The organism is Bacillus sp. MD-5, assembly GCF_002201875.1.
GTDB classification, from domain to species: domain Bacteria; phylum Bacillota; class Bacilli; order Bacillales; family Bacillaceae; genus Bacillus; species Bacillus stercoris.
In genome coordinates this window covers 964,685-977,104 of sequence record NZ_CP021911.1, presented here as the reverse complement: position 1 = coordinate 977,104, position 12,420 = coordinate 964,685, and the positions used below count along the sequence as shown (strand labels likewise).

13 protein-coding genes and 1 pseudogene are annotated in these 12,420 nt (G+C 42.8%); 9 read left to right on the top strand and 5 right to left on the bottom strand.

The annotated features are described in order from the left end of the window. Positions 1–34: 34 nt before the first annotated feature. On the bottom strand, positions 35–304 hold the full coding sequence (locus tag CDO84_RS04775) for an excalibur calcium-binding domain-containing protein (protein WP_014663444.1): 270 nt from the start codon (positions 302–304) through the stop codon (positions 35–37). 215 nt (positions 305–519) lie between these two features. Between CDO84_RS04775 and CDO84_RS04770 the strand changes: the two genes are divergently transcribed. Further along, positions 520–1,419, top strand: a complete 900-nt coding sequence (locus tag CDO84_RS04770; RefSeq protein ID WP_040083522.1) for an SDR family oxidoreductase — start codon at positions 520–522, stop codon at positions 1,417–1,419. Positions 1,420–1,629: 210 nt separating this feature from the next. Here the strand turns inward: CDO84_RS04770 and CDO84_RS21640 are convergent, their stop codons facing one another. The 3 genes from CDO84_RS21640 to comK all read right to left on the bottom strand — a co-directional run bounded on the left by CDO84_RS21640 (position 1,630) and on the right by comK (position 4,039). Continuing rightward, positions 1,630–2,160: a hypothetical protein gene (locus tag CDO84_RS21640; protein WP_231560775.1), complete on the bottom strand. Its 531-nt coding sequence runs from the start codon at positions 2,158–2,160 to the stop codon at positions 1,630–1,632. Positions 2,161–2,188: 28 nt separating this feature from the next. After that, positions 2,189–3,193: a hypothetical protein gene (locus tag CDO84_RS04760; RefSeq protein WP_040083523.1), complete on the bottom strand. Its 1,005-nt coding sequence runs from the start codon at positions 3,191–3,193 to the stop codon at positions 2,189–2,191. Positions 3,194–3,460: 267 nt separating this feature from the next. Then, positions 3,461–4,039 (bottom strand): competence transcription factor ComK, encoded by a 579-nt coding sequence (gene comK / locus CDO84_RS04755; RefSeq protein ID WP_040083524.1) that lies wholly within the window; start codon positions 4,037–4,039, stop codon positions 3,461–3,463. A 292-nt stretch (positions 4,040–4,331) separates the two neighbouring features. On the opposite strand from comK, the gene CDO84_RS04750 reads away from it, so the two are divergent. After that, the gene (locus CDO84_RS04750; protein WP_014663441.1) at positions 4,332–4,565 is read left to right on the top strand and encodes an IDEAL domain-containing protein; all 234 of its coding nucleotides are present in this window, start codon (positions 4,332–4,334) and stop codon (positions 4,563–4,565) included. Between the two features lie 26 nt (positions 4,566–4,591). Here the strand turns inward: CDO84_RS04750 and CDO84_RS04745 are convergent, their stop codons facing one another. After that, complete coding sequence (locus tag CDO84_RS04745) at positions 4,592–5,449, bottom strand: SDR family oxidoreductase (protein WP_040083526.1); 858 nt, start codon at positions 5,447–5,449, stop codon at positions 4,592–4,594. A 111-nt stretch (positions 5,450–5,560) separates the two neighbouring features. Between CDO84_RS04745 and CDO84_RS04740 the strand changes: the two genes are divergently transcribed. The 7 genes and pseudogenes from CDO84_RS04740 (at position 5,561) to phoE (ending at position 12,412) form a co-directional block, all read left to right on the top strand. Continuing rightward, a complete protein-coding gene (locus CDO84_RS04740) occupies positions 5,561–7,090 on the top strand; it encodes an FAD-dependent oxidoreductase (RefSeq protein WP_040083528.1) in 1,530 nt (509 codons plus the stop codon). 256 nt (positions 7,091–7,346) lie between these two features. Continuing rightward, positions 7,347–7,724 (top strand): annotated as a pseudogene (gene hemAT, locus CDO84_RS21905) (heme-based aerotactic transducer HemAT); the annotation flags it as partial. A gap of 174 nt (positions 7,725–7,898) precedes the next feature. Beyond that, on the top strand, positions 7,899–8,528 hold the full coding sequence (locus CDO84_RS21900) for a methyl-accepting chemotaxis protein (protein ID WP_433997290.1): 630 nt from the start codon (positions 7,899–7,901) through the stop codon (positions 8,526–8,528). Between the two features lie 134 nt (positions 8,529–8,662). Beyond that, positions 8,663–9,223 carry a biotin transporter BioY gene (locus tag CDO84_RS04730; protein WP_052438173.1) on the top strand — a complete coding sequence of 187 codons (561 nt, stop codon included), beginning with the start codon at positions 8,663–8,665 and terminating at the stop codon, positions 9,221–9,223. Positions 9,224–9,229: 6 nt separating this feature from the next. After that, positions 9,230–10,669 carry an acyl-CoA synthetase gene (locus CDO84_RS04725; protein WP_040083531.1) on the top strand — a complete coding sequence of 480 codons (1,440 nt, stop codon included), beginning with the start codon at positions 9,230–9,232 and terminating at the stop codon, positions 10,667–10,669. Further along, positions 10,666–11,760, top strand: coding sequence for an acetyl-CoA C-acyltransferase (locus tag CDO84_RS04720; RefSeq protein ID WP_040083532.1), 1,095 nt, complete (start codon positions 10,666–10,668; stop codon positions 11,758–11,760). Before CDO84_RS04725 ends, CDO84_RS04720 begins: the two co-directional genes overlap by 4 nt. 70 nt (positions 11,761–11,830) lie before the next feature. Beyond that, positions 11,831–12,412 carry a phosphatase PhoE gene (gene phoE, locus CDO84_RS04715; protein ID WP_040083533.1) on the top strand — a complete coding sequence of 194 codons (582 nt, stop codon included), beginning with the start codon at positions 11,831–11,833 and terminating at the stop codon, positions 12,410–12,412. Positions 12,413–12,420: the final 8 nt, after the last annotated feature.

Below are 12,420 nucleotides of genomic sequence, written 5' to 3'. Positions count from 1 at the left end.
AAAGCAATCTGGACATCAGATTGCTTTTTCTTGTTTACCGTTCACAGGCGATAAGATCTTTATCGCGGTCTTTCTTTTTATTGGCATCATAAAGGTCCTTAGAGACGTAAGGCTTGTACTTCGTTTTTCCGCCTTTATTTTTCACCTTCGATGTGCGGGCCACTCCGCCTTTGTATACTTTGTTTAACTCCTTGCAGTTCTTATAGACCTTCACCTTTGTTTTGGCTTCCGCCACATGGTCAGCTCCGTATGAAAAACCGAAAACGAGACCGAGTGACAGCAAAACCGCCGCCGCTTTTTTCATGACAATTCACTCCCCCAACACCCAATATTTAGTTGATTTATAGCTCGAATTTATCATAATTCATATAGTCTTATTTGACAAGATAAATATGGAAGGAGAGTTTGTTTTTCTTGTTTTCTTTTTCCTTCACTATTCAAACTGCCAACACATGTTTTTCTCTACATGCTCAGGGGTACACATACGAATGTACACCAAACAGAAAAGGAGCGTTGATGATGTCTGATTCAAACCTTACGAATCCTATAAAAGCATTTTTTCATGATGAATTTCCTGAACAATATCAAGAGCCGCCAGGCCTGCAAAAGAACATGAAGCCTCTCCCTGATTGCGGAGAAAAAAGCTACAAGGGGTCAGGTAAACTAATCGGCCGAAAAGCGCTTGTCACCGGCGGCGATTCCGGCATCGGCCGCGCTGCCGCGATCGCTTACGCCAGAGAAGGCGCCGATGTGGCCATTAACTACTTGCCCGAGGAACAGCCAGATGCTGAAGAGGTAAAAGAACTGATCGAAGCAGAAGGCCGAAAAGCAGTGCTGATCCCCGGGGACTTGAGTGACGAATCCTTTTGCCAAGATCTGGTCAAACAAGCGCAAAAGGAGCTCGGAGGACTTGATGTGCTGGCGCTCGTTGCAGGCAAACAGCAAGCAGTCGAAAACATCGAAGATCTGCCTACTGAACAAATCTATAAAACATTTGAAGTGAACGTCTTCTCCCTTTACTGGGTTGTAAAAGCGGCGCTTCCGTATTTGCCGGAGGGAGCTTCAATTATCACAACTACCTCAGTTGAAGGCTACAATCCAAGCCCGATGCTGTTAGATTACGCAGCAACGAAAAACGCCATTATCGGCTTTACCGTCGGACTGGGAAAACAGCTGGCTTCCAAAGGAATCAGAGTGAATTCAGTTGCGCCCGGACCCATTTGGACACCGCTGCAAATTTCCGGCGGACAGCCGACGGAAAACATCCCGAAATTCGGACAAGGCACGCCTCCAGCTCCATTAAACCGCGCTGGACAGCCAGCGGAATTGGCGGATGTTTATGTCTTTCTAGCTTCAGAGAATTCAAGCTATGTAACATCTCAGGTATATGGCATCACCGGGGGAATTCCGACGGCTTAGGCTTAAACTATTCTAACTAAAATAAAGATATTGATTTGTTTTTATAAAATCTTTGAAGAGAAACGTATAGACACGACACACTGCCATTCACTTCATAATATCAACAAAGCAAATAAAAAAGCCAGTAACCTACAGGTTACTGGCCATTCTATTTGTGTCCAAGTTCAGTAGAGATCTCTTGTTCAAAAATCCTCCAACACCTACAATAAATTATTCATGTTTTTCATTCACAAGTATATTAAATAACAGTTTAAGATTTCTTATTGACACAAATAATGTGGTTATTAGTGCATAAAACCAGATGGTGAGGGATATCCAAAAGTACCAATCTAAATTTAAGGTGTTATTAATTTTAATAACTGAAGTTAAAATTAGAATAATTAATCCAAAAAGTATAATTAAAAATTGAGAAACTATAGAAGCACTAAAAAATGTCATCATTATTTCAAAAAGTGTGACATTCTGATACTTCTTACTTTTCGTAACTCTTAAACGCTCCAGTAAAGTAGAACCTGCTGTAGCCAAAACAGATATACTCGCAACATTAAAACCAGCTAAAATAGCTATAAAAGTAAGTGACTGACTATTAATGTTTTTTATACCCTCAACAACCACCGTTGATTGAGGTTGCATTTTCACAATAAAAAATGTAATCGCTGTTGCTAGAAGAAAAGGAAATAAAAAATCAAATATCTTCTCTGATTTAGTTGAATATTTCAAATAATTAATTATTGTTTCCAAAGGGAAAATGTTCGCCTTGAAAAATAATTTAAGCTTCCTCACCACACTCTTTTACACTCTCCCTCCATAAAAGCTCCCTGTTTACCACAACAAAATGAATAGCCTTATATAATTTTTCACTCATGATTTTATTAAAATCATCTAATTGAACTTTAACCGAATATTTTTCTGATATTTTACTCAGATAAACTCTTTTATAATCCCCGTCTTGTTTCCCTATAACTTTAATATTACTAATTCCATCTACGGGCGCCTTTGTTCCTTTAGGCTTAATTTTACTTAGCCATGATTCAAAATTTTTCATTCCTTCAACTCCTCTTTTGTATTTACTTGATAAAGAAAGAGTCGCATAGTTCGCTTCAAATTCTAGAGCTTGTTTTTTTGTTTCTTGAAGAAGTTCGTTCTCAAAGGAAGTAGGCTTTTCAGTAGCTATTTCGACTTCTATTTTGTTAACAGCATCTAATTTTTTGACTTCCTCTAAAAAATCACCCCTTAGTAAAGTGCGTACAGCAATATCATAAAAGCCTTTTGTTTGCAGAAAGCCTTTACCTATAAAAGAAAAATAATCTTCCACTTTTGATCGATTTACTTTCATATCTCCTTGCAATAATAATAAACCGTCAGAGAGTCTGACATAAAAATAAACAAATTTTTCTTCACCTTCTCTTATTCCTTTATCATTTGGCCTACGAACTAAAGTATCTACATCTCTTAAATCTCCTACGTAACCATATTCTGCATATGCAAATCTTCCAACAATATAATCAAAATTCTCTTGGTCAGTTTTTCTTTTAGGTGGGTTCTCTTGAACACTTGATACCTTATTACTTACATGTTTAGGAAACCATTCATCTATTATCATAAACCAACCAGAATAAGTTTTTCTAATATCTAATGGATTTCTTTGTGACAATGAATTAAGTAACTCTATAAATACTTTAGAATCCCATTGATCACTTAAATACTCTTTTTCTTTTTTTGTTATTAATTTTTGAATATCGACTTGAAAAGCATGAAAAAATTTCTCTGCCATTAAAACCAAAACCTCCCTTTTCTTATTTTATCGGAAAAGGATGGAAGTTTTAAAGATGAATAGTTGTGATTTGATATTTAAAAACCCAAAATATTATTTATCTTTATTTATAGGTGGCGATAGTATGACAGCGTTATTTATTTCTAACCTTATAACAAGGTTAGAAATAAATAACGGGTTGCAGGTTCCGAGTTGCACAATATTTAAAATTAAATGTTAAAACCTCTTCTCATAGGAGGGACATATCACTCCAAATCATAAACTTATTTAATACCGCTCCCCGAGTTCACGCAAAATAAAATCATAAATCATCTTCGTCCGCTCTTCCTTCGGGTACAGCATAAATTCCTGCCTTTTCGGCACGCGGTGGTCGATTCTGTCTTGGAATTTGGTTCTGAGCCACGCTGTTCGGTATACCTGGTTCTCGAACGAATTATAGGAAATCGGCAGCTCCATCGTTTTCCCATTCGAAAACGTCACTTCCGTATCGTCGAATTCAGTCGCTTTGAATTCTTTTACATGCACATGGGAAATCCAGCCGCATTGAGGTCTTGTCGAAGAAAGTGTAGGGAATAAAAAGATTTGGTTCGAAGGGTCCACCATGATTGGCGGCTTGTGTGAAATTTTCGTCACTTCATAAGTTCCTGCTTTTCTTCCCGCATAGCTTGATCCGAAAAATCGGCAGCTCCTGTCGACAATTTGCAGCGGCTTCATGCTGACATAAAACACACAATCTTTTTCAATAATTTTGGAACAGATTTTGCCGTCTATTTCTTCTGGCAGCACGGCAATTGTTGCTCCGTTCACTTCATACGATTCTAAAGGTGCGTCTGTTTTCTGATTCATATTTTGGCCTCCATCCTTTTTCTGCAAAATTTATACTAATAATCTATCATCTGTTTTTATAAAACGACAGGTTTTTTTAACAATTAAGATAAAATCATCTTTTAATGATATTTAATGGTACTAAATGACTAGTAATAAACCGATTTTACTTTGATTAGACTTGCCGGTTTACGGCATTTTGCAGGATATGTCGATAGATTGCCAAGTATTAGTTGTCTAAAAATTATAAAAATTTATTGATTTTTTCGACCGTTATCCATATACTATAAAAAAGGCATTGGGGGGATTCTTTATGAAAGAGAAAAAATCGTACACTGAGCTCATGAAGTCCCGCAACACGCAAAAAACAAAAGAACTTGATGTCACAATGACGGATGTCTATATTCAAATGGTGCTCGATGAATCCTTGTATAAGCGTCGGCTGGCCATGCTGACGGACCAAATCAACAAAGCCTTGGACGAAAAAGATAAAGATGCGTTTCTGACGCTCTCTAAAGAATATGCAACGCTCAAGCAGAGCGAATAAGCCAATCCTTAAGGATTGGCTTTTTATTATCCATTCACAATGGTTCCGCCATTGACGTGAATGGTCTGTCCTGTGACATATGTGGAATCGTCGCTGGCTAGGTATAAATAGCTTGGCGCCACTTCGACCGGCTGTCCCGGACGCTCCATCGGCACGTCTGAACCAAACACTTCCACGTCTTTTGCGGCAAAGCTGGCCGGGATAAGCGGTGTCCAAATGGGACCCGGTGCCACTGCATTGACCCGTATGCCCTGCTGAACAAGCGACTGGGAAAGGGATCTTGTAAACGTGACGATCGCTCCTTTTGTCGCTGAATAATCGATCAGCGTTTTATTGCCTTTATAGGCGGTAATTGAAGCGGTATTAATGATAGAGCTCCCTTTTTTTAAATGAGGCAGCACTGCCTTTGTTAAGTAAAACATGGAAAAAATGTTTGTTTGGAAGGTTCTGAGCAGCTGGTGGCTGGTGATTTTTTCAATGCTGGGCTGGACATGCTGCTCAGCTGCATTGTTAACCAATATATCAATGGATGGAAACGCTTGGCTTGCCCGCCTGACTACATCATTGCAAAACGCTTCATCCCCGACATCTCCTGCAATCAGCAGGCATTTTACCCCTTCCTTTTCTACATACTGCTTTGTTTCCTCGGCGTCCTGATGTTCATTCAAATATACAATGACCACATTAGCCCCTTCTTTTGCGAATAACACCGATACAGCGCGTCCAATTCCGCTGTCTCCTCCAGTAATAATAGCGGTTTTGCCCTCTAATTTTTTCGCTTTCTTCGGCTTATCAAAAACCGGACACGGGTCCATGAGATATTCAAAACCAGGCTGCTGGTTCTGGTGCTGAGGCGGTAATGTTTTCTTTTTTTGATTCGCCAATGAAATCACTCCTTTTCAACCTTATTATGTTATGAACAATGCCTGCTTCCTATGTATGAAAAGATAGAATATGGAAAAATTAAGAATAAATCTGATTGGAGGTATAACGGCTTGGCTAATCAACATTTTGCAAAGGAAGCACCTGAAACATACTGGAAAACATCAACTGACCTGCCTTCTTTTCCTGCGCTTCAAGAGGACACTGAATGTGACGTCACCATTATCGGAGGCGGGATTACAGGAATTACAACGGCATATGAACTTACGAAGAGAGGCTTCCGTGTTGTCTTGATTGAAGCAAATCAGGTTCTCAACGGAACCACTGCCCACACAACGGCTAAAGTTACCGCACAGCATGACATGATATACGACGAATTTATCCGCAATTTCGGATTAAACCATGCGAGGCTTTATTATGAAGCAAACCAAAATGCAATTGATTACATAAAAGGGATTGTGGATGAACATCAAATTGACTGTGAATGGATTGAGCAAGACGCATATCTTTACACAGCAAATGAAAACGCTGTTCAAAAAATCCGCACTGAGCATGAGGCATACACAAAACTCGGAATTGAAAGAGACCTTATCAAGGATCTTCCGATTCCCGTAGGTTCTAAGCTGGCGCTTGTCATGAAGAATCAAGCTCAATTTCATCCGCTGCAATACTTAAAAGCGCTTCTGGAGCAAATTGTTCAAAAAGGCGGCCGAATTTATGAAGAGACCGTTGCGCTTGATATCAAAAAAGGCGAAAGGCCCGAAGTGATAACAAAAAGCCGGCACGCCATTAAGAGCCGCTTTGTCATATGCTGTTCCCACTTCCCTTTTTATGACGGAGGCGGGTTATATGCTGCGAGAATGTATTCTGACAGATCTTATGTCCTCGCCATCAAGCCGAAGATCGAGTATCCCGAGGGCATGTATTTGAGTATCGATCAGCCGTCAGTGGCCCTTCGCTATACGGTTGCAAACGGTGAAAAGCTGATTCTCTTCAGCGGAGTAAGCCATAAAACAGGCCAGGGAAAAGACATGTCCACACATTATGAAACACTGAGACAACTGGCCGAAAGCACCATCGGCATCGAAAGCATCCCATATTATTGGTCCACCCAAGATCTTGTGACGATCGACAAAATCCCGTTTATCGGGCCGATGTCGGAAAATGAGGACAATATTCTAGTAGCGACCGGGTTCAAAAAATGGGGCATGACTGCATCGGGGGTCGCAGCCACTTTATTATCGGACCTTGTAGAGAAAAAAGATAATCCTTACGAAAGCATTTTCACACCGTCCCGGTTCCATCTGAATCCCGGTTTGCAGAAAGTGATTTCCTACAATGCCGATGTCGCCAAGCATTTAATTAAAGGAAAGCTTGAAAAGCCTGATGTCCAATTTGAAGACATTTCGCCAGGAGAAGGAAAAGCTGTCACCATAAACGGCAGGCGGGCGGGCGCATTTCGGGATGAGACAGGCTGCCTCCATCTCGTTGATACAACCTGTACCCATTTAGGCTGTGAGGTCGAGTGGAACGACAGCGAGCATACATGGGATTGTCCGTGCCACGGATCACGCTTTAAGCCTTCTGGCGAAGTTGTAGAGGGTCCGGCCATTAAACCATTAAAGCAAATAGATCTCGATTAAACCGTTCATTTTAATGAACGGTTTTTCAAATATTTTTCATCTGCAGCTTCATTCATGTTTCCCTTGGCCGATAAAAAAGTAAAAGGCTTAAAAAGCCAAAAAGTAAAAATTATATTTTTTCCCAAGGGGGATCATTGTATTGTTATTTAAAAAAGAGAGAAAACAAGAAACTGCTTACTTTTCTGATTCAAATGGACAGCAAAAAAACCGCATCCAGCTCACAAACAAACATGAAGATGTCAAAAAACAGCTCAAAATGGTCAGGCTGGGAGATGCTGAGCTTTACGTGTTGGAGCAGCTTCAGCCATTAATTCAAGAAAATATCGTATTCATCGTCGATGCGTTTTATAAAAACCTTGACCATGAAAGCTCATTGATGGATATCATTAATGATCACAGCTCAGTTGACCGTTTAAAACAAACGTTAAAACGGCATATTCAGGAAATGTTTGCAGGCGTTATCGATGATGAATTCATTGAAAAGCGAAACCGAATCGCCTCCATCCATTTAAAAATTGGCCTTCTGCCAAAATGGTATATGGGCGCGTTTCAAGAACTTCTTTTGTCAATGATTGACATTTACGAAACATCTATTACAAATCAGCAAGAACTGCTGAAAGCCATTAAAGCGACAACAAAAATCTTGAATTTAGAACAGCAGCTTGTCCTTGAAGCATTTCAAAGCGAGTACAGCCAGACCCGTGATGAACAAGAAGAAAAGAAAAACCTTCTTCATCAGAAAATTCAAGAAACCTCTGGATCGATTGCCAATCTGTTTTCAGAAACAAGCAGATCCGTTCAAGAGCTTGTGGACAAATCTGAAGGCATTTCTCAAGCATCCAAAGCCGGCACGGTGACATCCAGCACTGTTGAAGAAAAGTCGATCGGCGGGAAAAAAGAGCTAGAAGTCCAGCAAAAACAGATGAACAAAATTGACACAAGCCTTGTCCAAATCGAAAAAGAAATGGTCAAGCTGGATGAAATCGCGCAGCAAATTGAAAAAATCTTCGGCATCGTCACAGGCATAGCTGAACAAACAAACCTTCTCTCACTCAATGCATCTATTGAATCCGCCCGCGCCGGAGAACACGGCAAAGGCTTTGCTGTCGTGGCAAATGAAGTGCGGAAGCTTTCTGAGGACACGAAAAAAACCGTCTCTACTGTGTCTGAGCTTGTGAATAATACGAATACACAAATCAACATTGTATCGAAGCATATCAAGGACGTGAATGAGCTAGTCAGCGAAAGTAAAGAAAAAATGACGCAAATTAACCGCTTATTCGATGAAATCGTCCACAGCATGAAAATCAGCAAAGAGCAATCAGGCAAAATCGACGTCGATCTGCAGGCCTTTCTTGGAGGGCTTCAGGAAGTCAGCCGCGCCGTTTCCCATGTGGCCGCTTCCGTTGATTCGCTTGTCATTCTGACAGAAGAATAACCATCAAAAACCGGCCTGCCATTCGGCCGGTTTTTCTGCGTTCATTATGTAAACTTAATTTAAAAATAAGTTGACATAATAATAGCCTGCATTTATTGTATAACCATATTTGATTACTGTTTGGAGGATTCACAATGCTGAAATTAATTGACATGATGCATATTGCTATTTTCACCGCACTGATGGCAGTGCTCGGCTTTATCCCCCCTCTCTTCTTATCCTTTACACCCGTTCCAATTACATTGCAAACGCTTGGTGTCATGCTGGCAGGCAGCATCCTCAAGCCAAAGTCTGCTTTCTTAAGCCAGCTTGTCTTTTTGCTGCTCGTCGCCTTCGGAGCGCCGCTATTGCCTGGCGGACGAGGCGGTTTTGGTGTGTTTTTCGGACCGAGCGCAGGTTTTTTGATCGCTTATCCACTCGCTTCATGGCTGATCAGTTTAGCCGCTAACAGACTGCGAAAGGTGACAGCAGTGCGTCTCTTTTTCACTCATATCGCATTCGGCATCATCTTTATTTATCTGCTTGGTATACCGGTACAAGCTTTTATGATGCATATTGATTTGTCACAGGCCGCCTTCATGAGTCTTGCATATGTGCCCGGTGATTTGATAAAAGCGGCTGTATCTGCATTCCTGGCAATAAAAATCACTCAAGCCTTGTCTCTTTCTGATACGATGTTTACAAAAGGAGGATGACACTGCATGACAATTACTCATACCTATTCATCTACTGCCGAAACATCGCCCGGCCGTGTAGCGATCCTAACTGAATCGGAGCAAATCACGTACCAAGATTGGGATCGGCTTGTCGCCCAAACCGCAAATTGGCTGCGGTCACAGCCAAGCATGCCGAATCGTGTGGCATTTTTGCTCCCAAATAGTCTGGCGTTTTTACAGCTGTTTGCCGGAGCCGCAGCGGCTGGATGCACGGCCATTCCCCTCGACACACGCTGGAGCCCGGCTGAATGTATGGAGAGGCTATCCATAAGCGATGCGGATCTAGTGGTTACTTCAGCCTTTTACAAAAACAAACTAATACATAGCAAGACACCCGTTATTTTGCTGGATAACTGTATGGCAAATATTGAAGAGGAATCCGCTGCTCCCTTACCTATCATTGACCCGGAGCACCCCTTTTACATGGGATTTACGTCAGGCTCGACAGGAAAACCAAAGGCCTTTACGCGGTCTCACCGCTCATGGATAGAGAGCTTTACCTGTACAGAAACAGATTTTTCGATCTCATCAGATGACACGGTATTGATTCCCGGAACGTTAATATCCTCTCACTTTTTATATGGGGCAGTCAGCACTTTATATCTCGGGGGAACGGTTTGTTTGCTGAATAAGTTTTCTCCTGCCCAGACAAAGGAATGGCTGAACCGTGAAGCCGTCAGTGTTCTTTATACCGTACCGACAATGACAGACGCACTCACCCGGATCGAGGGCTTTCCCGACAGCCCTCTTAAAATCATTTCATCTGGTGCAGACTGGTCGGCAGAATCCAAGAAAAAGCTTGCCGCTATATGGCCCCATCTCAGGCTGTACGATTTTTACGGCACTTCAGAGCTTAGTTTTGTGACGTTTTCTTCACCGGAAGACAGCAAACGGAAGCCGCATTCAGCCGGCCGCCCTTTTCATAATGTCCAGATCGAAATCCGCGGCGCCAAAGGAGAACGCTGCCAGCCAGGAGAAATCGGAAAAATATTTGTCAAAAGCCCGATGCGGTTTTCCGGCTATGTGAACGGCAGCACACCAGATGAATGGATGACAGTGGATGATATGGGCTACGTTGATGAGGAAGGTTTTCTATACATATCAGGAAGAGAAAACGGGATGATCGTGTACGGAGGATTAAATATTTTCCCAGAAGAAGTTGAACGTGTGCTACTCTCCTGCCCAGAGGTTGAAAACGCGGCTGTCGTTGGAATGCCGGACGAGTATTGGGGAGAAATCGCTGTAGCTGTCATTCGTGGAAGCGCTAATGCCAGAAAGCTGAAAGCCTGGTGTAAACAGAAATTAGCCTCCTATAAAATCCCGAAAAAATGGGTGTTTGCAGACAGCTTGCCGGAAACGAGCAGCGGAAAAATTGCCCGTTCCAGAGTGAAGAAATGGCTGGAAGAGGGTGTACAGTATAAATGAATGCGGTTATTGTTGATGCAAAACGAACGATCTTCGGAAAACAAAATGGATTGCTGAAGCCTTTCCTGCCAGAGGATTTGGCGGCTCCCATCATCCGTTGTCTCAGCCGAAAGCTAGAGGATCAAATTGACGAGGTCATTCTCGGAAACGCTACCGGCAGAGGCGGCAACCTCGCCAGACTGTCAGCCCTTCAAGCCGGACTGCCTCTATCGGTTCCCGGGATGACAATTGACAGACAGTGCGGCTCAGGTCTTGAAGCCGTACGCTATGCCTGCAGCCTCGTTCAAGCGGGAGCCGGCACGATGTATATCGCGGGCGGCTCAGAAAGCAGCAGCCAATCCCCTTTTTCAGAACGGGCCCGCTTTTCTCCAGATGCGATCGGCGATCCCGACATGGGCATTGCCGCAGAATATACAGCGGCACGCTATTCCATCAGCAGAAGCATGCAGGATGAGTATGCGCTTCTCAGCCATCAACGCAGCAGGAACGCGCATGATGAAGGATTCTACCGTGAAGAAATTGTTGCTCTCGGGGAATTGGAGACGGACGAAGCATTTTTGAAGACGCGGCCGATAAAAGCAATTATTCCCCGTGCAAAGCCGGTTTTCGACATCAGCTCCGGAACAGTTACAGCAGCCAACAGCAGCGGCATAGCAGACGGAGCAGCTGCTCTTTTAGTAATGGAAGAAGAAAAAGCGGCAGCCCTCGGACTTAAGCCTGTGCTTCGGTTTATCGGCAGCGCTGTCAGCGGTATTCACCCCAACTATCCGCCCGCGGCACCGGTTGATGCGATCCGTCAGCTCTTACATACACACGATGTAACACCTGATGATATCGATTTATTTGAAATCAATGAAGCATTTGCCGTCAAAATTTGTGTCTGCTCGCAAGAACTCGGCATTCCCTTTTCAAAAATCAATGTGCGCGGCGGCGCATTAGCTCTTGGCCATCCATACGGTGCATCAGGTGCAGCTCTGGTAACCAGATTGTTTTATGAAGCGAAAAGACGGACAGACTGTCAATATGCGGTTGCAGCCATCGGAAGCGGCGGCGGAATCGGACTGGCTTTATTATTTGAAGTGCTTGCATAGGCTTTTTCATAGGACACACGCTTTCAATTTAGTATAATAGCAATATGAATAAAGTCAGGAAGGGGATTTTATGACAGCCGTTTGTTTAGTAAGACATGGAGAAACCGATTGGAACCTGCAGCAAAAATGCCAAGGCAAAACCGATATCCCGCTAAACGCAACAGGTGAACGCCAAGCAAGAGAAACCGGAGAATATGTAAAGGACTTTTCTTGGGATATTATTGTGACGAGCCCGCTGAAAAGAGCGAAAAGAACCGCGGAAATTATTAATGAATATCTGCATCTTCCGATTGTCGAGATGGATGATTTTAAGGAACGCGATTACGGCGACGCGGAGGGCATGCCGCTGGAGGAACGGACAAAGCGCTATCCAGATAACATCTATCCGAATATGGAAACCTTAGAAGAACTCACTGACAGACTGATGGGCGGGTTGGCAAAAGTGAACCAAGCGTATCCAGACAAGAAGGTGCTGATCGTGGCGCACGGTGCGGCAATTCACGCCCTGCTGACGGAAATATCCGGCGGTGACCCTGAGCTTAAAAGCACCCGCCTCGTCAACGCCTGCCTCAGCAACATTGAATTTGCAGAAGAAAAATGGCGGATTAAAGACTATAATATCAACAGCCACTTATCCGGCTTTATCAAATAAGAAAAAGA